Source organism: Streptomyces sp. NRRL S-337 (assembly GCF_000720175.1).
GTDB classification, from domain to species: Bacteria; Actinomycetota; Actinomycetes; order Streptomycetales; family Streptomycetaceae; genus Streptomyces; species Streptomyces siderophoricus.
The window spans coordinates 1-25171 of the sequence record NZ_JOIX01000042.1; the positions used below are offsets into that span (position 1 = coordinate 1).

The following is a 25171-nucleotide window of genomic DNA, read 5'->3' on the forward strand; positions in this document are numbered from 1 at the left end:
CCCCCACCCACCTCTTCCCACTCCCCCAACGGGAGGGGACGGGCCGGAGGGGCCGGTTGTGTGGACGTAAAGCGACAGCAGTCCACACAACCGGCCCCGCAGGCCCGTCACCGCACCCACCACAAACCCAGCCCGCCGCAGGCGCAACGGCGACCAAGCCCCGCGGCGGGACGGCCAAGTACGTGCGGGGCGCCGCAAAGCGCGCAACGGCGAGCCCCGCGGCGCAGCAGACAGGTACGTGGGAGGCACCGCAAAACGCAACGGCGAGACGACCCGCGGCGCGGCAGCCAGGTACGTGGGAATCAAGCCGCCCGCAGGGTCATCGCCACCTGGGAGAAGAAGCGGCTGTGGGCGAGGCGGCTGCAAGGCGCTTCCGGGTTCCATGGCAGGAGGCGTACGCGGGCCTCCAGTGCGCGCCAGTGCGCGTCGGCGCGCAGGGTCTCGGGGCGCGCCGCGTTGGACCGGGCGTCGATGAGGATGATGTCGGGGGCCAGCCCGGCCGCCTCCGCCCAGCCGACCGTGGACCAGTTGATGCCCGCGCCGGCGGGCGGTTCGACCAGGTTCACGCCGTGCTCGGCGAGTGCGCGCAGGTCCGGCCAGGAGCTGGGGCGGGCCAGATGGACCCGTTCCGGGCCGGCGGGTGACAGGGCCAGGACCCGGGGGCGGGCCGGGCCGCCGGCCGCCTGCCGCAGGGCGTCCTCCGCGGCATCCAACTCCCGTGCCAGACCCAGTGGTTCGCCCCGGCCGAGCGAGCCGGCCAGCGCCGCGAAGCGTTCGCGGACCTCGGCCAGGCTCCGGCCCGGGCCCACCGCGACGGTGGCGACCGGTACGTGCGCCTCCAGCTCCAGCGCGGTCTTCTGCTCCAGGCCGTAGAGCTGCTCGCCGTCGTACGTCACCGCCACCACGAGGTCCGGCTCGGCCTCCAGCAGCGTGTCGGGGTGCAGCGCGGCACCCGCGCCCAGGTAGGGGATCTCCGTCAGCGGCAGCTCACCGCCCTTGGCGGGGTCTGGGACGGCGCCGTCGTGCTGCGACCCGAACAGGCCCACCGGGCGTATGCCGTGGTCCCACAGGGTCGCCCCGGCCTGTATGTACGTCACCAGCCGTGCCGGCCGCTGTCCGGCCACCACCAGGCGCCCTCGGTCGTCGGAGAACTCCCACGGTGTGCGCTGCTCCATGACCTGCCGCCCTTTCGGTGTCGTCCGCCCTGAGGTGTGCCGCTCGCGAGGATTGCCCGCCGGCGTCGGCGGATACCTGCCCATCGCGCCACTTCCGCACCCCTCCGGGCCCGCCGCGGCCCGCGGTGAACCGACCGGCTGATCGCCGGCGCAACACGAACCCGGCACGCTGATCGTGCGTCACGGTATTGCCACGGATGGTGACATGCTTCTACGGTGTCTCCTTCTCGAGCGGAATCTACGGGTGTAGACCGGTCATGACATGGCGTCAGGCAGGCACGGGTAGACAGGCAGGGAGCTGACATGGTGAGCCGTACGGTCGTCCGGGGCGGACTGGTGATCACCGCCGCCGATGAGATCCACGCCGATGTCCTGGTGGAGGACGGGCGGATCGCCGCCCTCGCCGCCCATGGCAGTCCGACCGCCGACAGCTGGGCGGCCGCCGCCGACCGCACCCTGGACGCCACCGGCAAGTACGTCATCCCGGGCGGTGTCGACGCCCACACCCACCTGGACTTCCCGTTCGGCGGGACGGCCTCCTCGGACACCTTCGAGACCGGCACCCGCGCGGCGGCCTGGGGCGGCACCACCACCATCGTCGACTTCGCCGTCCAGTCCCGCGGCGCCTCGCTCCGCGCCGGTCTGGACACCTGGCACGCCAAGTCCGACGCCCAGTGCGCGATCGACTACGCGTTCCACATGATCCTCTCCGACGTCAACGAGCACACCCTCAAGGAGATGGATCTCCTGGTGGCCGAGGGCGTCACCTCGTTCAAGCTCTTCACCGCCTACCCGGGCGTCTTCTACAGCGACGACGGGCAGATCCTGCGCGCCATGCAGCGCTGTGCCGACAACGGCGGGCTGGTGATGATGCACGCCGAGAACGGCATCGCTATCGACGTGCTGGCCGAACAGGCGCTGGCCGCCGGCCGCACCGACCCGCGCTACCACGGCGAGGTCCGGCACGTCCTGCTGGAGGCCGAAGCCACCCACCGCACCATCCAGCTCGCCCGGGTCGCCGGCGCCCCGCTCTACGTCGTCCATGTCTCCGCCGAGGAGGCCGTCGCCGAGATCACCCAGGCCCGCGACAAGGGGCTGAACGTCTTCGGCGAGACCTGTCCGCAGTACCTGTTCCTGTCCACCGACAACCTCGCCGAGCCGGATTTCGAGGGCGCCAAGTACGTCTGCTCCACACCGCTGCGGCCGCGCGAGCACCAGGCGGCGCTCTGGCGGGGCTTGCGCACCAACGACCTCCAGGTGGTCTCCACCGACCACTGCCCGTTCTGCTTCAAGGGCCAGAAGGAGCTCGGCCGCGGCGACTTCACCAAGATCCCCAACGGGATGCCGGGCATCGAGAACCGGATGGACCTCCTCCATCAGGGCGTCGTCGAGGGCCGGATCAGCCGCCGCCGCTGGATCGAGATCGCCTGCGCCACCCCGGCCCGGATGTTCGGCCTCTACCCGAAGAAGGGCACCATCGCCCCCGGCGCCGACGCCGACCTCGTCATCTACGACCCCGCGGCCGAGCAGACGGTCTCCGCCCGGACCCACCACATGAACGTCGACTACTCGGCCTACGAGGGCAAACACCTCACCGGCCGGGTCGAGACGGTCCTCTCGCGCGGCGAACTCGTCATCGACCGCCAGGAGTTCACCGGACACGCGGGCCACGGCCAGTACATCCCGCGTGGCACCTGCCAGTACCTCATCTAAGGAGCGCCGCCGTGGACTTCGGAGTTGTCCTGCAGGCCGACCCGCCCTCCTCCGCCGTCGTGTCCCTCATGCGGCGCGCCGAACGCAACGGCTTCCGCTACGGCTGGACCTTCGACTCGGTCGTCCTGTGGCAGGAACCGTTCGTCCTCTACAGCCGCATCCTGGAACACACCGACCGGCTGATCGTCGGCCCGATGGTCACCAACCCCTCCACCCGTGCCCCCGAGGTCACCGCCTCCACCTTCGCCACCCTCAACGAGATGTACGGCAACCGCACCGTCTGCGGCATCGGCCGCGGCGACTCCGCGATGCGGGTGGCCGGCCGGCGGCCCAACACCCTGGCCCGGCTGGGTGAAGCGATCGGCATCATCCGCGACCTGGCCGAGGGCCGCGAGGCCGACCTCGGCGAAGGCCACCGCGTCCGCATCCCGTGGATCCGAGGCGGCCGCCTCCCGGTCTGGATGGCCGCGTACGGCCCGAAGGCCCTGACCATGGCGGGCCGGCTGGCCGACGGCTTCATCCTCCAGCTCGCCGACCCGTTCCTCACCGAGTGGATGATCAAGGCGGTACGCCAGGCCGCGGTGGACGCCGGCCGCGACCCGGCCGCCGTCACGATCTGCGTCGCCGCCCCCGCCTACGTGGGCGAGGACCTCGACCACGCCCGCGAGCAGTGCCGCTGGTTCGGCGGCATGGTCGGCAACCACGTCGCCGACCTCGTCGCCCGCTACGGCGAGCACTCCGGCATGGTCCCCGACGAGCTGACCGACTACATCAAGGCCCGCACGGGCTACGACTACGCCCACCACGGCCGCGCCGACAACCCCGACACCGCCTTCGTCCCCGACGCCATCGTCGACCGCTTCTGCCTCCTCGGCCCGCCCGCCGCCCACCGCGAAAAGCTCCGGGCGCTCAAGGCCCTGGGCGTCGATCAGTTCGCCGTCTACGCCATGCACGACGCCAAGGAAGCCACCCTCGACGCCTACGGCACGGACATCATCCCGGCGTTCAGGGAGGCGTAGCGGGGGGAGTCAGGGAAGGTCGGCGCGGGAGGACGCTACGAGCCTGCTCGGTGAACTGCAAGGACGGGCACCGAGAGCGTTGGGCCCTGTGGCACAGGGAACAGTGGTTCTTCCCGGCAGGCGTTGGATCACCGAGCAGCAGACCCGATCAGCCTTCACGCCGTGAATCCGGACTCAGAGGTCACCGGGCCAGTCGGCGTCCTCGCTCAGCAGGGCGCGGGCCAAGGACCGGTAGAAGAGGAGGACTCCGGGCTCCTTGGGGGAGAGGTGGCCCCGCTCGGCGAAGCGGGACCCGACGCCTCGCTGGACCGCCTCCAGACCCCGGCGGTCCTCACCGTTGATCACGGCGGCGTAGGCCTCCGCCTCCTTCCGTACGGTCTCCCGGTCCTGTCCCTCGATCATGGCGGCGGGCATCAGGACCCCGCCCCGGACCGTGGTGCGGTCGATCGCCGAGGGGATGAGACTGAGCCAGATGACCATGTCGCCGGAGGCGGCGAGGCTGCCTGAGGGGAAGACGAAGAAGCCGTACAGATGGGCCCGTTCCTCCTCGGTGAGGTCCAGGACTACGGGATCCAGCGGGGCCGAGTACCGCACCCGCATGCTGTCGGCCCACGGCGAGTCCGTCCGGACCGTCGTCTCGGCGCCGCCGGGCGTGGTCGGTTGCAGGGTCTCCGGGTGGAACCCCATGACGTGGTAGTTCTCGTGGGCGTTCTCGACGGCGACCTTCCAGTTGCAGTGCCACTCCTCCGTCCACCCCGCGACCTGGGTCAGCTCCGGCAGACGGTAGTTGGCCAGGTCCTCGTCGATCCGCCGCAGATGGGGGCCCAGGGGATCGGCCGAGGCGTCGAGGTTGACGAAGACGAATCCGCGCCACTCCTCCACCGCGAACCGCGGCAGCTGACACGACGACGGATCGAACGCCGGGTTCCGTTTCATGTGGGTGGCGCCGACGAGCCGACCGTCGAGCCCGTACCGCCACAGGTGGTACGGACAGGTGAACACGTCCGTACGGCCCGAACCCTCCTCCACCACCGGCATCAGCCGGTGCCGGCAGACCGGCGACATCCCGCGCAGCGCCCCGTCCTCGCCCCGGACCACCACCACCGGTTCGCCCGCGACCGACAGGGCGACGTAGGACCCGGTCTCCGTCAGCTCGTCGGCGTGCGCCACCAATACCCAGGAACGTCCGAACACCCGCTCCCGCTCGACCTCCCACAGCCCGGGCGAGGTGAACGCCGCGGGCGGCAGGCTCAACTCCGCCGCGTCCGGCCCCAGATACCGCTCCAGCTCCGCCACGATCTCCCCGACGTCCACGTCGGCCCTCCGCTCGTTCCGGCTCTCGTCCCGGGTCTCGTTCCGGTCCGGCCGAGGGTGGTGGCGCGTCCTGGTGAATCGGTCGCCACCCGATCGACACGCGTCGCCGCCGCCTCCACCCGTCCTGGGCGATTTCTCCAGCCCCCTTTCCGACGATCCGTCCATGTACGGCGCTGACCTCACCGAGATCCACGACCTGATCCACGAGAGCCGCGGCAAGGACTACGAGGCCGAGGCGCACGAGCTGACCCGGCGCGTTCGCCGGCTGCGGCCCGACGCGCGCTCCCTCCTCGACGTGGCCTGCGGCACCGGCGCGCACCTGCGCCACTTCGCCGGGCTCTTCGACGCCGTCGCGGGCCTCGAACTGTCCGAGCCCATGGTCCGCGCCGCGCGCCGGGCGCTGCCCGACGTCCCCGTGCACGTCGGCGACATGCGGGCCTTCGACCTGGACGCCCGGTTCGACGTGGTCACCTGCATGTTCGGGTCCCTCGGCTACGCGACTACCGTGGCGGAACTCCACGCCACCCTGGCTGCCTTCGCCCGGCACCTGACACCGGGGGGCGTGGTGGCGGTCGACCCCTGGTGGTTCCCCGAGACGTACCTCGACGGGCACGTCTCGGCGGACGTCGCCACCGTGGCGGGCCGGACCGTCGCCCGGGTCTCGCACTCCGCGCGCGACGGGGAGGCGTGCCGGATGGACGTGCACTACGTGGTGGCCGACGCCCACGCGGGCGCCCGGCACTTCACCGAGACCCACCGCATCTCCCTCTTCGCCCGCACGGCCTACGAGGCGGCGTTCCGGGCCGCCGGCCTGGCCGTCGAGTACCTCCCCGGTCCGCACTCGGGCCGGGGCCTCTTCCTCGGAACCACCCCGCGGGACCGGACCTCGTGAAGCCCGGCCCGGGGGACCGGTCCCCGAGACCCCCCGCAACCCACCCGACGACACCTGCCTGGGGGCAGCATGCGCGTCCTGTTCGTGACCTCTCCGGGCCTCGGCCACCTCTTCCCGACCGTCCCCCTCGCCCAGGCCTTCCGCGCGGCCGGTCACCGGGTCCGATACGCCACCGGCGGGCTCAGCCTGGCCGCCGCCGAGGCGGGGTTCGACGTCGTGGACGTCACCCCGGGCCTCGACTATCTGCCCGTCTACGTGCCCCAGGAGCCCGGGGCCGACGGCACGGCCGACCACCCCATGTTCGCCGAGGACCCCGAGGACGCCGAACTGGCCACGCTCTTCGCCCGGGTCTCCGGGGTCATGGTGGACGGTGCCCTGGCGGCAGCCCGGGAATGGTCTCCCGACCTGGTGGTCGCCCCGCCCCTCCAGGGCGCCGGCCGGCTGATCGCCGCCGCGCTCGGCGTGCCCCTGATCGAACCCCGGCTGGGGTCGTACGACAGCGGCGCCCGGCTCCGTTCCCTGCTCCGGGCCGGGATGGAACCCCACTGGGCCCGGCACGGCGTCGCCGGCGAACCCCTGGAGACGGTTCCTCTGACCACCCTCCCGCCGAGCCTCACTGCCCTTCTGCCCGAGGACCGCAAAACCCCCGAAGCCCGGCCGGTACGCCCACTGCCCTTCAACGGCGGGGCCGTGCTCCCCGGCTGGCTTGCCGGGGCCCGCCGTTTGCCGCGCATCGCCGTCACCCTCGGCACCATCGAGGCCCAGTGGGGCGGCCTCGCGATCCTGGGGCCGCTCATGGAGGCAGCCCGCGGTGTGGACGCCGAGTTCGTGGTCACCCTCGGCGGCGGCGACCCGGCCCTGCTGGCCGATGTACCCCCCAACGTCCGGCTGGTCGACTGGGCTCCGCTCGACCTGCTCCTCGACACCTGCGCCGCGATCATCCACCACGGCGGCAGCGGGACCATGCTGACGGCCGCCGCCGCCGGACTCCCGCAGTGCGTCATCCCGCGCGGCTCTTACCAGCAGACGGGCGCGGACCTGCTGCCCGCCCGGGGCATCGGGATCGTGGCCGAGCCGGGCACCCTCGGCGCCGCCGAGTGCCGGACGCTCCTCAAGGACGAACGCCTCCGCGGCAACGCCCACCGGGTCCGGGACGAGATCCTCGCGATGCCCACCCCGGCCGAGACTGTCGACGAGCTCGTCGCGTCCCTCGGATGACCGCGCTTCCGCGGGTCCCACGCCGTCCCGCACGGCCTCCCACACGACGAGGAAAGACGATCACATGCTGACAACCTCCGACCTGACGGAGAGCGGCCTGCCGACCCAGGAGACCCTCCGCCGCTTCCACGACCAGGGATTCGTTCACCTCCGGGGTGTGCTCTCCGCCGAGGAGGTCGCCGGTTTCCGAGCCGCCGCCGAGGAACTCCTCGCCAAGGAGGGCCCGGAAATCTGGGGCGCCTCCGAGGACGAGACCCAGGTCCACTACGTCGAGGCCGCCTGGCGCAAGCATCCCGGCCTGCGCGCGCTGGCCCTGCACCCCGTGGTCACCCGGGCGGCCGAGCACCTCGCCGGCGGACCGTTGCGGCTCTACGGTACCGACGTGCTGAAGAAGGACCCCGACATCCACCTGCCCACCGTGGTCCACGACGACGAGCCCGGCCTCCCGCTCGCCGGTCTGACCCGGACCCTGACGGCGTGGGTCCCCCTGGTGGACGTGCCCGTCGACCGGGGCTGCCTGATCTACGTCCCCGGCTCGCACCGGAGGCCCCTCGAACACCGCCAGGTCCACCTCGCCGGGTTCCAGGACTACAGGCCGATGGAGAAGATCTGGCCCGACTTCCCGTTCAGCCCCCGGGTGGCCGTCCCGATGCGCGCCGGTGACGTGGTCTTCCATGACTTCCGCACTGTGCACCTGGCCGGGGCCAACACCGACGGGGAACGCCGACTGGCCTTCGCCTCCGTCTACATGGACTCCGACGCCACATACCGGCCGGGCGTCCAGGACCACCCGGTGGCCCACCTGACGCCCGGCGCGCCCGTTGACGGGGACCTGTTTCCGCTGATCGCCGCCGGTTCCGGCGCCACCCCGTGACCATGCAGCCCATGGAGCCGGGGGAACTGGCACGGCTGGGGGAGCGGTTGCAGCGCGAGCACGGGACGCTGTGGCTGCACCGGCTCAAGGGCGACCCGTACGCGGCGCTGCTCTGTGACATCGACGAGGACCCGGGGCCCCTGCGCGAGCGGGTCCGGGCCGCCGGGCCGCTGTGGCGCTCCGGGACGGGGGCCTGGGTCACCGCCGACCCGGCCACGGCGGCCGCGTTGCTCGCCCACCCGGGCATCGGGCACGTGCCTGCCCTGCCGGGCGAGGCCGCCGTGACGGACGTGCGGGTGCCGGACGGTCTCGGCTCCCTCTGCGCACGGCTGCTCGACGCGGTGGGGCCCGAGTTCGACCTGGTCACCGCTGTGGCCGAGCCGCTCGCGGCGGGCGCCCTCGCCGAGGTGTGCGCGATCCCGGAGACGGACCGCGACCGGTTCGCCGAGGCCCTGGTGGCCTGCGCCCCCGCCCAGGACGCGATGGTCTGCCCGCAGCGGCTCGCCACCACCCGGCGGCTGCGGACGGGCCTCGACGAGCTGCGGTCCCTCCTCGACGGCGCTCCCCCCGACGCGCCGGGCCCGGCGACGGTCGTCGTCGCCGCCCGTACCGGCGCCGACCTCATCGTCCGGACCGTGCTCCGGGCGCGGTTCCCGCTCTCGGCCCGCGAGGCCGTGCGGACGGCCATGGCCGCCCTGAGCGACGAGCCGCCCGGGTGGGTCGTGCCCCTGGTGGCCCGTACCGCCCTGGAGGTGGCGGGCGCACGGATCGCCGCGGGCGAGCGGCTCGCGATCCTGCCCGAGGGCGGTCCGGGAGCGGTGACGGCTCCCGCCCACCGCGTGCCGGCCCCGTTCCACCGTGCCCTCGCCGAGGCCGTGCTCGCCGCGCTCGCCGACCGGTACGCCCGACTGCACCCCGTCGCGCCCGTGGTGCGTCGCGCCAGAGCCCCGCTGACCAGGGGCCCGGCCCGTGCTCTGGTCAGGACCACGACCGCCCCGACGGCCCTGACAACGGCGGCCACCGCGGCCGCCCTCGGGGCGGGAACAGGAGAAGCGCGATGAAGGTTCTGTTCACCTCGCTGGAAGGCAGCCACTTCCAGCTGCTCGCCCCGCTGGCGTGGGCGCTGCGCACCGCCGGCCACGAGGTGCGCGCCGCCTGCGTCCCCGATGTGGTGGAGACCGTCACCCGGTCCGGGATCACCGCCGTCCCGATCGAGAGCGCCCCGTGGTACGAGTCGCTGGGCGCGTTCCACCAGGACGCCATTGCCCACTTCGGCACCGCCGACCAGGACCGGGAGCCGGACCGTGAGGAGACCTGGGAGGAGCAGCTCGGCTACGAGAGCGTCATCGTGCCCGCCCTCAACTCCCGCCTGAACTCGGACACGATGATCGACGAACTGGTCGCCCTCGCCCGGCACTGGCGGCCCGACCTCGTCATCTGGGAGACGCTCTGCCTGGCGGGCCCGGTCGCCGCCCTCGCCGTGGGCGCGGCCCACGCCCGTCTGGTCTCCGGACCCGAGCTGGCCATGCAACTGGGCACCCGACGCGCCTTTCTGCGGCTCGCCGCCGAGCAGGAACCGGAGCACCGCGAGGACCCCACGGCGGAGTGGCTGGGCTGGACCCTCGAACGCCTCGGCGCCGGGGCGCGGTTCGAAGAGTCGATGCTGACCGGCCAGTGGACCGTCGACACCCGGCCGGCGAGCCTCCGCCAGGACCTGGGCATCCCCACCGTCCCGGCCCGCTACATCCCGTACAACGGCCGTGCGGTCGTGCCTCGTTGGCTCCGTGAGCCTCCGTTGCGGCCCCGGGTCTGCCTGACCCTGGGGGTGAGCATCGACAGCGGGTACGGGCTCTGGGACCTCGACACGGTCCTCATCGGCATGCTGGGCGCGCTCGGCGAGCTCGACGTGGAGGTCGTCGCCGCCCTCTCGGCGCGGCAGCGCGCTCATCTGCCGCCACTTCCGGACACCGTGCGGGTGGTGGACCACGTGCCCCTGCACGACTTGCTGCCGACGTGCGCGGCCGTGGTGCACCACGGCGGGTACCAGACCAAGGCCACCGCCGAGTTTCACGGCGTCCCCCAGGTCCTGCTCACTGGCTGGGAGTGGGTCACCGAGTCCATGGGCGCCGATTACGAGAAGCAAGGCAACCTTCTGTCCCTCCCGCTGCGCGAGTTCACCGCCGACCGCTTCCGCGAGATGGTCGCGCGCGTCCTGGCGGAGCCGTCGTTCGCGGCGCACGCGCGACGCCTGCGGCAGGAGATCGAGGAGATGCCGGCACCCAACGAGGCCGTCGCCGAGATCGAACGGCTGACGGCCCGGCACGGAAAGGAACGGCGAGGAGCATGACGCTCACGGAGCTCGTGGCGGAGCTGGCGGAGTACCTGGAAGCGGACGCCCCCGAGGTGAGCCTGTCCCCGGCGGCCTTCACCTCACCCGAATTGTGGGAGGCGGAGCGGGAGCGGGTCTTCAAACGGACCTGGCTGCTGGTGGCCCACATCGACGAACTGGCGCTGCCCGGTGCGTCCTTGACGGTCACGCCGGGCGGCCGGCCCCTCACCGTATCCCGGGGCGAGGACGGGGCGCTGGGCGCGCGGTCGGCCCTGGGCCCGCATCACCCGGCGCCCGCTGTGGAGGTGTGGCGCGGGTTCGTCTTCGTCAATGCCGACCCGGACGCCGAGCCGCTGACGCCCGGCCTGCGGCGGATCGGCGAGGAACTCGACGCCTACCGGCTGCCGGAGATGAGGCGGATCGCCGGCTGGACCGAGGAATGGCAGTGCAACTGGAAGCTCGCGGTCCAGAACGCCCACGAGAACTACCACGCCATGGGACTCCACCCGACCACCGTGGCGCTCATCACCCCGCCGGGTGGTGCCATGGAGGTGCGCACCGAGTCGCCCTGGGTGACCCGGCTCCTCAGCCCGTTCCGCGAACCCCTCGCGACCACTGCGCTGCCGCTCTCCGCCGAACAGCGTGCCACCATGTACAACTGCGCCGTCTTCCCGTGCAGCAGCCTGGCGGCCTTCGGCGACTCCGTCGTCTGGATCAGCATGATCCCGCTGGCCATCGACCGCATCGAGGTCCGCGGCGGGGTGGTCATGCACCCCTCCGCTCTTGACGGCCAGGACCGCGACGCGCTCCGCGAGCAGAACGAGGAGAGCGCCGCGGTGGTCAACCGGGAGGACCGGGTCGGCATGGAGGCCGTGCAGCGGGTGGTGGGCTCCCGCTTCGCGGAGCGCGGTCACCTCTCCCCGAAGGAGCCCGGGGTCACCGCCTTCTACCGGAGTCTCGCCCGCGCGCTCATCACCGGTTGACGCCTCCAGCCGCTTCGCCCCCGTCCTCGAAGGCCACCGGGTCGAAGCCGCCGGCACCCGCCAGTGGGATCACCTCGAAGCGGAGATGCGGACTCAGAGGGTTCCCGTACAGCAGGGAGTTCAGCTCCTCGTGGGAGTCCACCTCGTAGATCAGTAGGCCGCCGGAGGCGCCGACGCGGATCCAGTTGTGCAGGATGACCCCCGTTTCGACCAGCTTCTTGACGTACGCGAACCCCTCCGGCAGCCGCCGCCGGAACTCGTCGGCGGAGATTCCGGAGGGGGCCTGGGTGGCAAAAACAGCGAACAGCGCCATGGTTCCTCCATCGTTCGGATCTCGACGCCCGAGTCTCGGCCGCCCCGGTCACCGACCGGTCGACGGTCGATGGAGCCGGTCGCGGGCCGCGACCAGGGACCGTCGTCGGATGCTCGACCCGCGCCGGACAGGCTCGGTTCCGTGAATCTCCTGGTCACCGGAGCGGCCGGCTTCATCGGCTCGGCCTACGTCCGCACCTTGCTGTCCGAGAATCCGGCCGTCCACGTCACCGTGCTGGACCGCCTGACCTACGCGAGCACCCTCGACAACCTCGACACCTCCCACACCCGACTGAGCTTCGTGCACGGGGACATCTGCGACCCCGCCCTGGTCGACCGCCTGATGGCTGAGGCCGATCAAGTGGTGCACTTCGCCGCCGAATCGCACGTGGACCGCTCCATCTCCGGCGCGGACCCCTTCGTCCGCACCAATGTGCTGGGCACCCAGACGCTGCTGGACGCGGCCGTGCGCCACGGCGTCGGCCCCTTCGTCCACGTCTCGACCGACGAGGTCTACGGCTCCATCCCCGAAGGAGCCTGGACCGAGGAGTGCCCGCTGAGCCCCAACTCCCCCTACGCGGCCTCCAAGGCCGCCTCCGACCTCCTCGCCCTGGCCCAGCACCGTACGCACGGGCTCGACGTACGCATCACCCGCTGCTCCAACAACTACGGGCCGCGCCAGTTCCCCGAGAAGCTGATCCCGCTCTTCGTCACGAACCTGCTGGACGGCGAGCACGTACCGCTCTACGGCGAGGGCACCCACGTACGCGAGTGGGTGCACGTCGAGGACCACTGCGCCGGCATCGACCTGGTCCGCACCCGGGGCCGGTCCGGGGAGGTCTACCATCTCGGCGGGGGCACTGAACTCACCAACCGCGAACTGACCGGACTGCTCCTCGACGCCTGCGGGGCCGGACCGGACCGCGTCCTGCGGGTGCCCGACCGCAAGGGCCACGACCTGCGCTACGCCCTCGACGACGGCAAGGCCCGCGCCGAGCTCGGCTACCGGCCCCGGCACGCCTTCGCCGACGGCCTCGCAGCCACTGTCGCCTGGTACCGGCGGAACCGCGACTGGTGGGAGCCGCTCAAGCGCCGTCTGCGCGAACCGCTGGACGCCGCGGCCCGGACCCCGCGATGAGATGGCTGGTCACCGGTGCCGGAGGGCTCCTCGGCCACGAGGTGACGGCGGCGCTGGCGGCCGAGGGCACGGACGCGGTCGGACTGGACCGGCGGGCCCTGGACGTCACCGACCCCGACGCGCTTGCCGCCGCCTTCGCCCGGCACCGCCCCGCCCTCGTGGTCAACTGCGCCGCCTACACGGCCGTGGAGGTCGCCGAGACCGACGCGGCCCGGGCCTTCCGCGTCAACGGCGACGGCCCCCGCCACCTCGCCGCCCTCTGCGCCCGCCACGGCGCCCGGCTGCTGCACCTCTCCACCGATTATGTCTTCCCCGGCGACACCGACTCCCCGTACCCCGAAAACCACCCCACCGCCCCCCGCAACACCTACGGACGGAGCAAACGGGCGGGCGAACGGGCGGTCCTCGGCCTCCTGCCGGACCGGGGTGCCGTGGTCCGCACCGCCTGGCTCCACGGGGAGCACGGACGCAGCTTCGTCCGCACCATGACCGAGCGGGCGCGCGGCCACGGACCCGTGGACGTGGTGGCCGATCTGGTGGGGCAGCCGACCTGGGCGGCCGACGTGGCGCGCTGCCTCCTCGCCCTCGGGCACGCCCCGGAGGCCAGCGGCGTCTTCCACGCCACCAACGCGGGCCGGGCCAGCTGGTACGAGCTGGCCCGCGAGGTTTTCCAGTTGGTGGGCGCCGATCCCGACCGGGTACGGCCGGTGGCCGCCGTGGCCTTCGGCGGGCGCGCGCCCCGACCCCGGTGCACGGTGCTCGGCCACGACCGGTGGCAGGAGGTGGGCCTCCCGGCGCCCCGGCACTGGCGCGAGGCCCTGGCCGAAGCCATGGGCCGCATCGGCTGAGCGGGCGCGCCTGGTCCGGCTCAGTCGCGCGACCGGTGCCGCATGGTCAGTTTCTCGAGGACCGGGACCAGTTCGCAGGGCGAGGGCGCGGCTCGGATCTCGTCCCGCAGCTGGGCCGCGTGCTTCGCGTACGAGGGCTCGTCGAGCACCCGTGTCACCAGCTCCCGCAGCTCCGCCGGGCGCAGCGGGCCGGCCTCGGGCGGGCGCAGTCCGGCGCCCGATCGTTCGATCAGCTCCGCCCGGGGGTGGATGTCCCACAGGTCGTTCGGGACGATGACCGAGGGGACCCCGTGCGCCAGCGCGTTCTGCGCGGTGCCGAAACCGCCCTGGTGCACGATCGCGGAACAGGACGGGAGCAGCGCGTCCAGCGGCACGAAGTCCACCACCCGCACGTTCTCGGGGACCTGCCCGACCTCGGCCAGCTGTCCGGCGTCGAGGGTCGCCACCACCTCGGCGTCGAGCTCGCCGAGCGCCTCCAGGAGGGCCGGTACGGAGGCCTGGTCGCCGCCCATCACCTCGCGGAAGGACAGCCCGAGGGTGAGACATACCCGGCGCCTGGCCAGCGGTTCGTGCAGCCACTCCGGCACCACGGACCGCCCGTTGTAGGGGACGTGACGGACGGACACGAACGGCAGGCCGGTGGGCGGGCGCAGTGAGGCGGGGGTGGAGTCGACGGTCCACTGGCCGGTCACCAGATCCTCCGTGAATCCGCCGCCGTACCGGGCCGCCGTCCAGTCGAGCCACTCGGCGAGCGGGTCCTCCCGCAGCTCCGGGGGACGTGCGGCGAGCGAGGCCAGGTGCCGCTCCCGCATCGTGCCCACCAGGTCGAGCCCGTAGAGGAGGCGCGCGTGGGCCGCCCCGGAGGCGCGGGCGGCGACTGCCCCGCCCATCATCAGGGTGTCCCAGACCACCAGGTCGGGCCGCCACCGCCGGGTCAGCGTCACCAAGTCGTCCACGGTCTCCGGGGCTGAGAAGTTCTGGAAGATGGCCGAGGTCATCACCGTGAACAGCCCATCCAAGAAGTCGGGGGTCAGCCGCTCGGGCCGGTCCTCCGCCATCCGCATCAGTTCCTGGGCGTCCGGCGGCTCCGTCAGGCGCTCGGCGGCCTTCTCCCGCCGCCGCCGCAGCTCCTCGACGGACTCCTCCTGGGCGAGCCGGGGACCCACCGGGCTCGCGGGCAGCCCGGCGGCGGTGATGGTGTCCATGAGGTCGGGCTGACTGGCGACGCGCACCTCGTGTCCGGCGGCACGCAGGGCCCAGGCCAGCGGTACCTGGACGAAGAAGTGGGGTGAGGCGGCCAGGGTTACGAACAGCACACGCATGGCGGCGAGGCTAGGGGCCGTACCTCGACACGGCCTCGACTCCCGTTGGTACCCGCGCCGTCATACGCGCCGCCCACCGAACGCCGGCCCGTGCCGTACGGCCGGACGTGCGGGGCCCGAATTCAGCGGGCGGGCAGCCAGGCCTCGTCGTCGGTGGCGTGGGCCAGGACGCGCTGCAGGAGGCTGCGCAGGGTCTCGGCCTCGTCCGGGGCGAGATCGACGAGCAGCTCGGCCTCCACCCGCTCCAGCGGCCCGTCGATCCGGCTCAGCAGGTAGTGCGCGGTGTCGGTGATCTCCAGCCGGCGCGAGCGGTCGTCCGCGCCCGGACGCCGGCGCACATGGCCCGCCTCGACGAGTTCGTTGACCAGCTGGTGCACCGACTGCCGGGCGATGCCGAGCTGACGGGCCAGCTCCGCCATGGTCAGCTCGGGTTCGAGCGAGAGCTGGGCGAGCAGACCGTACTGGCGCACCGTCAGGTCGTAGGCCGCCAACCGCTCGTCCACCCGCTGCGTCGCGACCGTGCTCGCCACGGCTAAGAGATAGGGGATGTGTGTCCTCAAGGCGGTGTCACCTCAACCGTGGGAGCCCGTGATCTTCTCGCTCCGACCGTATGTCATGTGCCGCTCCGGCGCGGTGGGCGATGGGCGTTCACCAGCCGTTCCAGGACCGGGAGGATCCCGGCGGGCGTCGGTGTCCCGAGCATTTCGGTGCGCATCCGGGCCGCGGCGTGCGCGAACGACGGGTCGTCCAGTACCCGCGTCACCATCGCGCGCAGCCGGCCGGCCGTGAGCCGCTCGGGCGGACATGTCAGGGCCACTCCGGCCGCCCGGGCCCGCTCCGCGCGCGGGGTGTTGCACCACATCCGGGACGGCACGACGACCTGCGGCACCCCGTGGGCCAGCGCGGTCAGGAAGGTGCCCGCCCCGCCGTGGTGGATGATCGCCGCGCAGCTCGGCAGCAGTTCGTTCAGCGGGACGAAGTCGACCGCCCGGACGTTCGGCGGCAGCGGGCCGAGGGCGTCGAGCTGCTCGGCGTTGAGCGTGGCCACCACCTCCACGTCGAGGTCGGTCACGGCCTCCAGCAGTTCGCCGACCGACGCCTGGTCCTCGCCGACGACGTCCCGGAAGGAGACGCCGAGCGTGAGGCAGATCCGGCGCCGCCCGGTCGGCTCGTCCAGCCATCCGGGCACGCGCGCGGGGCCGTTGTACGGCACGTAGCGCACCGGGACCCGGGGGAGGGAGACGGGCAGGGCGAGGGAGGTGGGCACCGGGTCGAGGGTCCACTGGCCGACCACCAGCTCCTCGTCGAACCCCCGGCCCGGCCCCTCCAGCCCGTGGCGTTCGAGGACGTGCCCCAGCCACTCCTCCAACGGGTCGTCCCGCAGCTCCGGCGGCAGCCCGTCGAGGACGGCCCGGTACCGCTTGCGCAGCAGCCCGACCAGGTCGAGACCGAACATCAGCCGGGCGTGCGCGGCGCCGCTCGCCCGGGCGGCGACCGGCCCCGCGTACGTCATGGTGTCCCAGACCACCAGGTCCGGCCGCCAGTCCCGGGCGAAGGCCACCAGGTCGTCAATCATCCGGTCCGGCACCGTGTTCCGGTGGACCAGGGGCGTCCAGGCGGCGAAGACCCCGTGCAGGTGCTCGGGCGTCAGCCGCTCGGTGCGGATCTCCCCCGGATCGAGCACCCGCAGCCAGGCGTCGTCGCGCAACTCGTCCACCAGGCCCGCGTCGTCGGGGTTCATCTTGGCCGCGACGTGCAGGGGTTCCCCGACCGGCACCGCCGTCAGACCGGCGCGGGTGATGTCCTCGGCGACGTCCGGCTGGGTCGCGACCCGCACCTCGTGGCCGGCCGCGCGCAGCGCCCAGGCGAGCGGGACCTGCGCGGCCACGTGGGTGGCGGCGGCGAAGGGCTGGAACAGGACGCGCATCGGCGCTCCCCTCTCGGATCGGACGTACGGACTCGGTCGGCTTCTGGACGTACGGTCCGGTCGCCGCGCGTGCGGAGCCGTCGGGCCACCGGGCCGGGCGGGACGGTCGGGTCACAGGCCGGCGGGGACGGTGCGGGCCGGGGCCCTCACGTCAGGGAGAGTCCGCCGTCCACCGGGACGACCGTCCCGTTGGCGTAGACCGCCTCCGGCCGGGTGAGCTGCACGATCCACCAGGCCATCTCCTCGGGGCGTCCGACCCGGCCGCTCGGCGTCCGGGCGGCGATCCCCTTCAGGAAGTCCCTGTACGCGGGGTCGCCGCCGTCCGGCCCGTGACCGGCCCCGATGTCGGTCACCCCGGGGGCGACTCCGACGACCCGGATGCCGCGCGGGGCCAGCTCGACGGCCCAGGTGCGGGTGAGGAAGTCGAGCCCGGCCTTGGCGGCCCCGTACAGGCCGTTGTCGGGCCAGGACCGCAGGCCCAGAGCGCCGGACGAGCCGATGTTCACCACCGTGCCGGACCGCTCCGCCAGGGGTTCCAGCGCGGCCCGGGTCAGCAGGACCGGGGCCAGCAGGTTGGTGTGGAGCTGCCGTTCGGCCTCGGCCCGGTCCAGCGCGGCCAGCGGGCGGTACCCCATCGCGGCCGCGTTGTTCACCAGGACGTCCACCCGGCCGAGGACGCTCAGGGCCGTCCGGACGATCAGGTCGGGGGCGTCCGGCGCGGTGACGTCGGCGACGAGGCCCTGGATGCCGGGGTATCCCTCGGCGGTCACGTCGAGCGTGGCCCGGGTGCGTCCGACGACGAGCACCCGGTTCCCGCCCGCGGCGAACGCGCGGGCCGTGGCCCGGCCGATGCCGGTGCCGCCGCCGGTGACGACGATCCCGCGCGTGTCTCCGGCCCCGGTCCGGGCCACACTGTCGGTTCCTTCGGTTCCTTCGGTTCGCGTGGTCATGCCCTGCACGATCGGTAGCGGACCTCGCATGCGCCTCGACCTTCACGCACCGGTCCGCCGCAGTGGCCCTGCCGGGGCCCGTCCCTTCAGGTGCCGGTCGCCAGGGCTTCCAGCTCGGCGGCGAGCGCGGCCGGCGCCGGCGCCTCTGCGATCTCCTCGCGGAGCCGTCCGGCCGCGGCCTGATGGACTTCGCACTCGACGAGACGCTCAACACCGGCCCGGATCGCGGCCTCGTCGGCGAGGTGCCCGGGCACGTGGACCGCGGCCCCGGTGGCGGAAACCCGCTGCCCGGTCACCTGCTGCTCCGACGCGAACGTGGCGATGAACTGCGGTACCCCCGCCCACAGGGACGTCAGCGTGCTGCCGCTGCCCCCGTGGTGCACGACGGCGGTGGAACCCGGCACCAGGGCGGCCAGCGGCACGTTCTCCACCACGCGGACGGAGGATGGCACCGGGCCGAGCGCGGCCACGTCCCGTGCGGTCGCGGTGAGCACGACCTCGCAGTCCAGCCCGTCGAGGGCGGCGACGATCCGGGGGAGCAGATAGGAGTCGGGCCCGGAGACGGTGGACAGGGCCGTGGACCAGGTCACGCAGACCCTGGGGCCCTCCGGCGGCCGCGCGGTCCACGCCGGGGCGGGTCCGGCCCCGTTGTACGGGACGTACCGTACGGGCAGCCGTCCGGCTCCGACCGGCACCTCCAGGGACGGCGGGTTGGGGTCCACGGTCCGCTCGATCATGGCGAGATCGAACGGCCCCAGGCCGTACCGCGCGAACGAACCGCTGTGATCGGTCGGGACGATCCGCATGTGCTCGGGGTCGTGCTGGCTCGCCGGACCCCAGAGACAGAGCGCCGCGGGGACGTTCAGGATCTTCGCCGCGAGGAGACCCTCCAGGCTTCCCGGGTCGTGCAGGACCAGCGCCGGCCGCCACTCCCTGGCGTACGACACGGCCGCGTCGAAGCTCCGGGCCGCCGATGCGTCCAGCTCCGGCGCGACCTCCCGCTCGAAGTGCCCGGTGTCGAACGCGTCGAGCCGGTCGAGCCGTTCGCCCGTCAGCGGGTGCGGAGGGAGCCACGGGTACGGCCAGATCCCGTCCACCGCCTCCGCGTGGTACTGCAGCCGCAGCCGGAGGACCTCCTCCATCCCGCCGAGGACCGGTACGGGCATCAGACCGGCCCGGCCCACCGCGGCGGCCTGCGAGGGGGCGCACAGCACCCGGACCTCGTGACCGGCCGCCTGGAGCGCCCATCCGAGCGGCACCATCGCCGCGTACTGGGTGGGCCACGTGGACACGGTGAACAGAACGCGCATGCTCGGTCCCCTTCGTTCTCCCCTGCGGTTCACTTGGCGCCGAGGGCGGTCCACACGTCCGCGTCCATCCACGACGGCAGCGTGTCCTCTCCGTTCGTCCCCTTCTCCACGAAGACGATGTTGTGATAGGCGTGCACCGCCGTGACGGTGCCCTGCGTCGGGGTGGGACGGGTGACGGCGGGCTCGCGGTGCTCCCGGTGGTGCAGGTCGTCGATCAGCGTCTTGACGAGCCCGAGCGAGGTGTCGGGACCCGCGACCCCGCCCGTACTGCCGCCGAAGTCGGTGAAGTAGGCCGTCTGGAGGTCCTCTATCACATAGAGACCGCCGGGACGCACGTGCGGGAAGAGGGTCCGGAACGACGTGCGCACGTGCTCGTTCACATGGCTGCCGTCGTCGATGACGATGTCGAACGGGCCGTGCTCCCTGGCCAGTCCGGTCAGGTACTCGGGATCGTTCTGGTCGCCGACCAGTGCCGTGAGCCGGAGCTCGGTCAGCGCCGTCTTGTCGTAGATGTCCAGACCGAGGACGGTACCCCGGGGGAAGTAGCGCTTCCACATCTTCAGCGAGCCGCCGCCGAGGTCGTCGTCGAACCCGCCGATGCCGATCTCCAGGACCCGTACCGGCCGGTCTCGGTACGGGGCGAAGTGGCGCTCGTAGTGCGCCGTGTACCAGTGGAAACTGGCCCACTTGTCGGAGCCGTACCGGATCGAGAGTTCGCCCAGGTCGGGGCAGCGGCCCGTGCAGCCGGCCATCAGGGTGGCGGTGGCCTGGGCCGCCGCGCGCAGCACCGTGTTCATCTCCCCCAGCAACTCCCGTAGCTGCTCAGGGTCCTCGGGCGTCGGAACGAAGGAGTTGTGGAAGTCCCCGGTCCGCGGGGAGTCCGCCGGCCCGAAGAGCCGGCGGACGAGCCCCGACGCCGTGAAGGTCACCCGGGAGCGCACCCGCGCGGAGTCGTCCCCGACCACGCGGATCGGTTCGTCGCGCACCATGCGCAGGACGACGGCGTGCCGCTCGTCGCCGTGGGTGACGTCCAGGGCCACGTCGACCGGTGCGGTGTTGATCGGCTCCGGGCAGCGGAACAGCACCTCCTCGACGAGGACGCGTGCCACGTCTGTCAGACCGGCGTCCTTCAGCACGGCGTCGATCTCGTCGTCGGAGCCTGCTCCGGCCCGGACCAGTCGTCGGATCAGGGCATTGTGTGCGACATCCACCATGAGGGCGTTTCCCATCGGTCCGCGAAGAGGGTCCCGACCACCGTCGGCGGACCGCCTGGAAACCCGCTCAACCGCCGCTGAACACCGCCGTGGCGCAGCCCGTCAGAAGTCCGCCCGGTGGTCGGCCACCCACTGCGCGAAGGTGCGGGCAGGCCGCCCGGTGACCCGCTCGGCGGTCGGGCCCACCGGCACGTCCACCGGGTCCTGGAGCAGCCAGTCGACCGCCTCGGCGGGCATGCCCTGCCTCAGCCACAGGGTGCGGGCGGCGTTCACGGTCAGCTCCTCGAAGCGGATCTCGCGGCCGAGGACCTCGCTCAGGATGCGTACCTGCTCGGCCTTGGCCAGGGACTCCGGACCGGCGAAGGAGTACGCCTTCCCCGCGTGTCCGTCCTCCAGGAGGGCCGTCACCGCCACGTCGGCGATGTCGGCCTCGTGCACGGGGGTGCTGCGGGTCGCCCCGAAGGGGGCGCGGACCACGTCCTCGGCCCTGATCGAGGGGGCCCACCAGTCGAGGAGGTTGGACATGAACTCACCGGGCCGCACATGGGTCCACTCCAGGCCGGAGGCCTCCACCGCCCGCTCCACCGCCGTGTGGTGGTCGCCGCTGTAGTCCCCGTCGGCGTACTCGGCCGCCACCGACGAGAGCACGACGATCCGCCGCACCCCCGCCTTCGCCGCCCGCGCGGTGAACTCCTCGGCGGTCCCGGGCAGTGGGAAGAGGTATGCCCGGTCGACGCCCGCGAGGGCCGCGTCGAGGCTCGCCGGATCGCCGAGGTCGCCGCGGACCCTCTCCGCCGCTTCCGGCAGCGCGGCCCGCTCGGGCGTGCGGGTCATCGCGCGGACCCGCACGCCCGCCTCCAGCAGCCCCGCCACCACGTGCCGGCCCACGTTCCCCGTGGCACCCGTCACCAGAACGGTCATGGTCTCTTCTCCCTCGTCTGTCGTCTCGTGTTCGGTTCTCGTGTCCGGCAGGCCCGGTCCCGGACCCGCCGACCTTTCCGGGCCGTTCTTTCGAACGGCTCGAAGCGTGGTGAATGCCGTCGGTCCACCGCCCGTCGAGCGCCCGTTGCCACCCTCGGGCCGCGTACGCACATTCGATGTCACGATCCGGGAGGGACCATGACCGGAACCGAAGGACGGGTCGCCGTCATTACCGGGGCGACCAGCGGGATCGGCCTCGCCGTGGCCCGCTCGCTCGGTAGGGACGGCCTGCGGATCTTCCTCTGCGCGCGGGACGCCGACGCCGTCGCCGCGACCGTCGAACTCCTGCGCGAGGAGGGTGTGGACGCCGACGGCCAAACCTGCGACGTCCGCTCCACCGAGCAGGTGGACGCGTTTGTGCGCGCCGCCGTCGACCGGTACGGCCCGGTCGACGTCCTCGTCAACAACGCGGGACGCAACGGGGGCGGGGCCACCGCCGGGCTGACGGACGAGCTCTGGCTCGACGTCGTCGACACCAACCTCCACAGCGCGTTCCGGGTGACCCGGGCCGCGCTGACCACCGGCGGCATGCTGGACAACGGCTGGGGACGGATCGTCAACATCGCGTCCACGGGCGGGAAGCAGGGCGTCGTGCTCGGCGCCCCCTACTCGGCCTCCAAGCACGGCGTCGTCGGCTTCACCAAGGCCCTGGGACTGGAACTGGCCAAGACCGGCATCACGGTCAACGCCGTCTGCCCCGGCTACGTGGAGACGCCCATGGCGGAGCGGGTCCGCGCGGGATATGCGGCGGCGTGGGACACCACGACCGACGCGGTCCTCGAACGGTTCCAGGCGAAGATCCCGCTCGGCCGCTACACCACCCCCGACGAGGTGGCGGGCTTGGTCGGCTACCTGATCACCGACACGGCCGCGCCCATCACCGCCCAGGCCCTCAACGTCTGCGGCGGCCTCGGCAACTACTGACCCAGGGAGTATGCGGGCTCCCGCGCGTCCCGTCCGAACGCCCGCCGACGGGGGCCCGGTCACGCCGGATCGACGTCCGATCCGGTCACGTCCGGCTCCGGGTCGGCGGGCCTTCCCTTGAGTTCGTGGAACCCGGGAACCCCGGCCACCAGCAGCGTCCCGTCCCACAGCCGCCCCGCCACCTCCCCCTTCGGCACACGGGAGATGACCGGCCCGAAGAAGGCCAGCGGCGGACTGTGCGGCTCCGCCGGATACCCGACCGCCACCACCGGCGTCCCGGTCCGCGGGCCCAGGAGCCGTACGGCCTCCGCGTGCGAGGCCCGCAGCTCCTCGTCATAGGCGGTGGACGTACCGGCCGCCGCCAGCTCCGCCGGCAGGCCCGCGTGAGCCAGCGCCAGGGCCGGATCGTTGATCCACTTCTTGGCTTTCCCGCCGCCGGAGGAGCCGAGGTCGGCCCACAGCGAGGCGTGGAAGCGGCCCAGGGCCTCCTGTCCGTGGTGGTGCCGGACGGCGGTGCCGATCCGCACGGGCACCATCAGGTAACCGTCGGGGTCGCCCTCGGGATCGTCGTCCCGGTCCTCGTTGAGGAGGGTCAGGCTCATGAGGTGCCAGCGCGGCTCCAGCGGGCGGACCGCGGCGGCCTCCCGTAGCCAGCGGGCGGTCAGCCAGGAGTACGGGCAGGCGGGGTCGAACCAGACGTCCACGGTGCGGGGTTCGGGACGCGGGGCGGCCCGGAGGGCTTCGGCGGTCATGATGCGGTGCTCCTTCGCGTACGGAGTCAGACGGCGGCGGGCGGCGGTGGCAGCGGGCGGATGCGGTGGCCGGCGTGTCACGCGGAGGCGTTGCGCATGCCCCGGATGCCCGCGAAGACCCCGAGCACCGCGATGGCCATCGCCGCGAGGACCCCGTACAGCACGCTCGTCTCGGCGAACCGGCCGTCGAACAAGGCGCGTTCGGCCTCGACCACATAGGTCGCGGGGTTGATCCGGCTCAGGACGTAGAGCCAGGTGGGGGCCGAGGCCTGGGTGATGGGCAGCAGGACGCCGGAGAGCAGCAGCAGGGGGAAGAAGATCATCTGTTGCACCCCGTAGAACAGGGTCTGCTGCTTGCGGGAGTGGAGCGCCAGGGTGAAGGAGAGCGCGCCGATCCCGATCCCGAAGACGGTCAGCAGCGCCAGTCCCGCCAGGGCGCCGAGCGGCCGGAGCCGGAAGTCGGTCGGCAGCAGCAGGGCGAGGATCAGCAGGGACTGCGTCAGGAGGATCACGACCTCCTTGAGCGCCCGCCCCACGAGCATGGCGGCCCGGTTGAGCGGGGTCACGAGCATGCGCTCGAAGGCGCCCGAGGACATCTCGTTGAGCAGGGAGGCCCCGGCTCCGGCGGTGGCGGAGAGCGCCAGCAGAACGAGCATGCCCGGCACGAACCACTGCCAGGGGGAGCCCGTGCCGGTGTCCCCGCCCGCGGGGCCCATGCCCGAGAGCAGGGGAGCGAAGAGGGCGAGGAAGAGGAAGGGCAGCAGCATGGTGAAGAGGAGGCCGGCCGGCTGGCGCAGCTCGGGCCCCAGCTCGCGGGCGAACGCGGTGCGGGTGTCGTTGAGCACCTTCATGGTCAGGCTCCGTCGTGCGTGGTGGTCGGTCCGGCGGCGTCGGCGCTCTCCCGCAGGGTGCGGCCGGTCAGGCTGAGGAAGACGTCGTCGAGGGTGGGGCGGGTGAGCCGGGCGGTGAGCGCCCGCACCCCGACTGCCTCCATGTTGCGCAACAGGACCGGGAGTTGGACGTCTCCGTGGGGGGTACGCACCCGCACCTCCGTGTCGTCGGCAGTGACGTCGTGGACGGTGGGCAGGGCGCGGGCGAGCTCGGCGGCCCGCTCGGCGTCGGCGCGGTCGGCGGTCCCCAGGGTGATGCGGTCGCCGGCCAAGTCGGCCTTGAGCTTCTCTGGAGGGGCGTCGGCGATCACCCGGCCGTGGTCGACCACCATCACTCTCTGGGCCCAGAGATCCGCCTCCTCCAGGTAGTGGGTGGTGAAGAGGATCGTGGTGCCGAGCTCCTTGTGCAGCCGCAGCACGTGCTCCCAGATGTTGGCGCGGCTGTGTGGGTCGAGCCCGGTGGTGGGCTCGTCGAGGAAGAGCAGTTCCGGCTCGTGGACCAGGGCCATGGCGATGTCCAGGCGGCGGCGCTGACCGCCCGAGAGGGTGCCCACCGTCCGCTTGGTCAGGTCCTCCAGTTCGAGCGCGGTCAGCAGGTGCTCCGCCCGGGCGCGGGACTTCGCGCGGCTCAGGCCGTACGCGCGGCCCTGGGTGATCAGCTCGTCGCTGACCCGGAAGTTGCTGCCGGCGCTGTTGCCCTGACCGAGATAGCCGATGCGGTTGCGGACGCACGAGGGGGCGGTCAGTACATCGTGACCGGCGACGACGGCGGTGCCCGAGGTCGGCGGGAGCAGAGTGGTCAGCATCCGCAGGCTGGTGGTCTTCCCGGCGCCGTTCGGGCCGAGGAAAGCGACCACGGAGCCCGCTTCGACATCGAAGTTCAGGCCGCGCACGGCCTCGACGGTCTCTCCTTTGGCGCGGAAGCTGCGGGTGAGCCCGCGGGTGTGAATCATGTTTCTCCCATACAGGGTTCATGAGGGTGAGTCAGGGGGTTCTCGGTGCCTGCCCGGACCGGCCGCCGCGGTCTCAGGGCAGGGTGAGGGGAAGTCAGATGCTCTGGGCTCTTGACTTCTTCGAGCTTAGAAG

The 25171-nt window shown here is 72.7% G+C and carries 24 protein-coding genes; 11 read left to right on the plus strand and 13 right to left on the minus strand.

From position 1 onward, the window contains the following. Positions 1-302: 302 nt before the first annotated feature. Positions 303-1175, minus strand: coding sequence for an ABC transporter substrate-binding protein (locus IG62_RS0126015; RefSeq protein ID WP_030807994.1), 873 nt, complete (start codon positions 1173-1175; stop codon positions 303-305). 303 nt (positions 1176-1478) lie between these two features. Between IG62_RS0126015 and hydA the strand changes: the two genes are divergently transcribed. Both hydA and IG62_RS0126025 read left to right on the plus strand, forming a co-directional pair. Next, positions 1479-2888, plus strand: coding sequence for a dihydropyrimidinase (gene hydA, locus IG62_RS0126020; RefSeq protein WP_030807997.1), 1410 nt, complete (start codon positions 1479-1481; stop codon positions 2886-2888). Between the two features lie 11 nt (positions 2889-2899). Then, entirely contained in the window at positions 2900-3907 is a 1008-nt protein-coding gene (locus IG62_RS0126025) for a TIGR03842 family LLM class F420-dependent oxidoreductase (RefSeq protein ID WP_030808004.1), read from the plus strand. 174 nt (positions 3908-4081) lie between these two features. On the opposite strand, the gene IG62_RS0126030 is transcribed toward IG62_RS0126025, so the two are convergent. Continuing rightward, positions 4082-5221 carry an aromatic ring-hydroxylating oxygenase subunit alpha gene (locus IG62_RS0126030; protein ID WP_030808007.1) on the minus strand — a complete coding sequence of 380 codons (1140 nt, stop codon included), beginning with the start codon at positions 5219-5221 and terminating at the stop codon, positions 4082-4084. Positions 5222-5384: 163 nt separating this feature from the next. Between IG62_RS0126030 and IG62_RS0126035 the strand changes: the two genes are divergently transcribed. The 6 genes from IG62_RS0126035 (at position 5385) to IG62_RS0126060 (ending at position 11517) form a co-directional block, all read left to right on the plus strand. Further along, a complete protein-coding gene (locus IG62_RS0126035) occupies positions 5385-6113 on the plus strand; it encodes a class I SAM-dependent methyltransferase (protein ID WP_030808009.1) in 729 nt (242 codons plus the stop codon). Positions 6114-6182: 69 nt separating this feature from the next. Further along, positions 6183-7331 (plus strand): nucleotide disphospho-sugar-binding domain-containing protein, encoded by a 1149-nt coding sequence (locus IG62_RS0126040; RefSeq protein WP_030808011.1) that lies wholly within the window; start codon positions 6183-6185, stop codon positions 7329-7331. Positions 7332-7395: 64 nt separating this feature from the next. Continuing rightward, the gene (locus IG62_RS0126045; protein WP_030808013.1) at positions 7396-8205 is read left to right on the plus strand and encodes a phytanoyl-CoA dioxygenase family protein; all 810 of its coding nucleotides are present in this window, start codon (positions 7396-7398) and stop codon (positions 8203-8205) included. A gap of 11 nt (positions 8206-8216) precedes the next feature. Then, positions 8217-9266: a hypothetical protein gene (locus tag IG62_RS0126050; protein WP_158795119.1), complete on the plus strand. Its 1050-nt coding sequence runs from the start codon at positions 8217-8219 to the stop codon at positions 9264-9266. Continuing rightward, entirely contained in the window at positions 9263-10552 is a 1290-nt protein-coding gene (locus tag IG62_RS0126055; RefSeq protein WP_030808021.1) for an activator-dependent family glycosyltransferase, read from the plus strand. Before IG62_RS0126050 ends, IG62_RS0126055 begins: the two co-directional genes overlap by 4 nt. Then, entirely contained in the window at positions 10549-11517 is a 969-nt protein-coding gene (locus IG62_RS0126060) for an SRPBCC family protein (RefSeq protein ID WP_030808023.1), read from the plus strand. Before IG62_RS0126055 ends, IG62_RS0126060 begins: the two co-directional genes overlap by 4 nt. Here IG62_RS0126060 and IG62_RS0126065 read toward each other — a convergent pair. Then, on the minus strand, positions 11507-11830 hold the full coding sequence (locus tag IG62_RS0126065) for a muconolactone Delta-isomerase family protein (protein WP_051798605.1): 324 nt from the start codon (positions 11828-11830) through the stop codon (positions 11507-11509). The genes IG62_RS0126060 and IG62_RS0126065 overlap by 11 nt on opposite strands. Before the next feature lie 141 nt (positions 11831-11971). Between IG62_RS0126065 and rfbB the strand changes: the two genes are divergently transcribed. Both rfbB and rfbD read left to right on the plus strand, forming a co-directional pair. Then, a complete protein-coding gene (gene rfbB / locus IG62_RS0126070; protein WP_030808027.1) occupies positions 11972-12967 on the plus strand; it encodes a dTDP-glucose 4,6-dehydratase in 996 nt (331 codons plus the stop codon). Continuing rightward, complete coding sequence (rfbD, locus tag IG62_RS0126075) at positions 12964-13815, plus strand: dTDP-4-dehydrorhamnose reductase (protein WP_030808030.1); 852 nt, start codon at positions 12964-12966, stop codon at positions 13813-13815. Before rfbB ends, rfbD begins: the two co-directional genes overlap by 4 nt. Before the next feature lie 20 nt (positions 13816-13835). Here rfbD and IG62_RS0126080 read toward each other — a convergent pair whose 3' ends face one another. From IG62_RS0126080 to IG62_RS0126110, 7 genes are all read right to left on the minus strand, one after another. Beyond that, the gene (locus tag IG62_RS0126080) at positions 13836-15137 is read right to left on the minus strand and encodes an activator-dependent family glycosyltransferase (RefSeq protein WP_030808033.1); all 1302 of its coding nucleotides are present in this window, start codon (positions 15135-15137) and stop codon (positions 13836-13838) included. Positions 15138-15259: 122 nt separating this feature from the next. Then, positions 15260-15697 (minus strand): MarR family winged helix-turn-helix transcriptional regulator, encoded by a 438-nt coding sequence (locus IG62_RS0126085; RefSeq protein ID WP_030808036.1) that lies wholly within the window; start codon positions 15695-15697, stop codon positions 15260-15262. A 53-nt stretch (positions 15698-15750) separates the two neighbouring features. Beyond that, positions 15751-17064: an activator-dependent family glycosyltransferase gene (locus IG62_RS0126090; RefSeq protein WP_030808039.1), complete on the minus strand. Its 1314-nt coding sequence runs from the start codon at positions 17062-17064 to the stop codon at positions 15751-15753. A gap of 146 nt (positions 17065-17210) precedes the next feature. Then, a complete protein-coding gene (locus IG62_RS0126095; RefSeq protein WP_199812529.1) occupies positions 17211-18014 on the minus strand; it encodes an SDR family NAD(P)-dependent oxidoreductase in 804 nt (267 codons plus the stop codon). 86 nt (positions 18015-18100) lie between these two features. Continuing rightward, on the minus strand, positions 18101-19324 hold the full coding sequence (locus IG62_RS0126100) for a nucleotide disphospho-sugar-binding domain-containing protein (RefSeq protein ID WP_037839346.1): 1224 nt from the start codon (positions 19322-19324) through the stop codon (positions 18101-18103). 29 nt (positions 19325-19353) lie between these two features. Then, positions 19354-20538, minus strand: coding sequence for a class I SAM-dependent methyltransferase (locus tag IG62_RS0126105; RefSeq protein WP_030808048.1), 1185 nt, complete (start codon positions 20536-20538; stop codon positions 19354-19356). 102 nt (positions 20539-20640) lie between these two features. Further along, the gene (locus tag IG62_RS0126110; protein WP_030808051.1) at positions 20641-21459 is read right to left on the minus strand and encodes an NAD(P)H-binding protein; all 819 of its coding nucleotides are present in this window, start codon (positions 21457-21459) and stop codon (positions 20641-20643) included. A gap of 198 nt (positions 21460-21657) precedes the next feature. On the opposite strand from IG62_RS0126110, the gene IG62_RS0126115 reads away from it, so the two are divergent. After that, positions 21658-22443, plus strand: coding sequence for an SDR family NAD(P)-dependent oxidoreductase (locus IG62_RS0126115; protein WP_030808054.1), 786 nt, complete (start codon positions 21658-21660; stop codon positions 22441-22443). A 59-nt stretch (positions 22444-22502) separates the two neighbouring features. On the opposite strand, the gene IG62_RS0126120 is transcribed toward IG62_RS0126115, so the two are convergent. From IG62_RS0126120 to IG62_RS0126130, 3 genes are all read right to left on the minus strand, one after another. Next, the gene (locus IG62_RS0126120) at positions 22503-23195 is read right to left on the minus strand and encodes a DsbA family protein (RefSeq protein ID WP_051798606.1); all 693 of its coding nucleotides are present in this window, start codon (positions 23193-23195) and stop codon (positions 22503-22505) included. Between the two features lie 77 nt (positions 23196-23272). Continuing rightward, positions 23273-24046 (minus strand): ABC transporter permease, encoded by a 774-nt coding sequence (locus IG62_RS0126125; RefSeq protein ID WP_030808061.1) that lies wholly within the window; start codon positions 24044-24046, stop codon positions 23273-23275. Positions 24047-24048: 2 nt separating this feature from the next. Then, the gene (locus IG62_RS0126130; protein ID WP_030808064.1) at positions 24049-25038 is read right to left on the minus strand and encodes an ATP-binding cassette domain-containing protein; all 990 of its coding nucleotides are present in this window, start codon (positions 25036-25038) and stop codon (positions 24049-24051) included. Positions 25039-25171: the final 133 nt, after the last annotated feature.

Bases quoted from the DNA above. Each gene is read 5' to 3' on its own strand.
- IG62_RS0126015 (WP_030807994.1), bottom strand. From the start codon at position 1,175: ATGGAGCAGCGCACACCGTGGGAGTTCTCCGACGACCGAGGGCGCCTG.
- hydA (WP_030807997.1), top strand. From the start codon at position 1,479: ATGGTGAGCCGTACGGTCGTCCGGGGCGGACTGGTGATCACCGCCGCC.
- IG62_RS0126035 (WP_030808009.1), top strand. From the start codon at position 5,385: ATGTACGGCGCTGACCTCACCGAGATCCACGACCTGATCCACGAGAGC.
- IG62_RS0126040 (WP_030808011.1), top strand. From the start codon at position 6,183: ATGCGCGTCCTGTTCGTGACCTCTCCGGGCCTCGGCCACCTCTTCCCG.
- IG62_RS0126045 (WP_030808013.1), top strand. From the start codon at position 7,396: ATGCTGACAACCTCCGACCTGACGGAGAGCGGCCTGCCGACCCAGGAG.
- IG62_RS0126050 (WP_158795119.1), top strand. From the start codon at position 8,217: ATGGAGCCGGGGGAACTGGCACGGCTGGGGGAGCGGTTGCAGCGCGAG.
- IG62_RS0126055 (WP_030808021.1), top strand. From the start codon at position 9,263: ATGAAGGTTCTGTTCACCTCGCTGGAAGGCAGCCACTTCCAGCTGCTC.
- IG62_RS0126060 (WP_030808023.1), top strand. From the start codon at position 10,549: ATGACGCTCACGGAGCTCGTGGCGGAGCTGGCGGAGTACCTGGAAGCG.
- IG62_RS0126065 (WP_051798605.1), bottom strand. From the start codon at position 11,830: ATGGCGCTGTTCGCTGTTTTTGCCACCCAGGCCCCCTCCGGAATCTCC.
- rfbD (WP_030808030.1), top strand. From the start codon at position 12,964: ATGAGATGGCTGGTCACCGGTGCCGGAGGGCTCCTCGGCCACGAGGTG.
- IG62_RS0126080 (WP_030808033.1), bottom strand. From the start codon at position 15,137: ATGCGTGTGCTGTTCGTAACCCTGGCCGCCTCACCCCACTTCTTCGTC.
- IG62_RS0126090 (WP_030808039.1), bottom strand. From the start codon at position 17,064: ATGCGCGTCCTGTTCCAGCCCTTCGCCGCCGCCACCCACGTGGCCGCG.
- IG62_RS0126095 (WP_199812529.1), bottom strand. From the start codon at position 18,014: ATGACCACGCGAACCGAAGGAACCGAAGGAACCGACAGTGTGGCCCGG.
- IG62_RS0126100 (WP_037839346.1), bottom strand. From the start codon at position 19,324: ATGCGCGTTCTGTTCACCGTGTCCACGTGGCCCACCCAGTACGCGGCG.
- IG62_RS0126105 (WP_030808048.1), bottom strand. From the start codon at position 20,538: ATGGTGGATGTCGCACACAATGCCCTGATCCGACGACTGGTCCGGGCC.
- IG62_RS0126110 (WP_030808051.1), bottom strand. From the start codon at position 21,459: ATGACCGTTCTGGTGACGGGTGCCACGGGGAACGTGGGCCGGCACGTG.
- IG62_RS0126115 (WP_030808054.1), top strand. From the start codon at position 21,658: ATGACCGGAACCGAAGGACGGGTCGCCGTCATTACCGGGGCGACCAGC.
- IG62_RS0126120 (WP_051798606.1), bottom strand. From the start codon at position 23,195: ATGACCGCCGAAGCCCTCCGGGCCGCCCCGCGTCCCGAACCCCGCACC.
- IG62_RS0126125 (WP_030808061.1), bottom strand. From the start codon at position 24,046: ATGAAGGTGCTCAACGACACCCGCACCGCGTTCGCCCGCGAGCTGGGG.
- IG62_RS0126130 (WP_030808064.1), bottom strand. From the start codon at position 25,038: ATGATTCACACCCGCGGGCTCACCCGCAGCTTCCGCGCCAAAGGAGAG.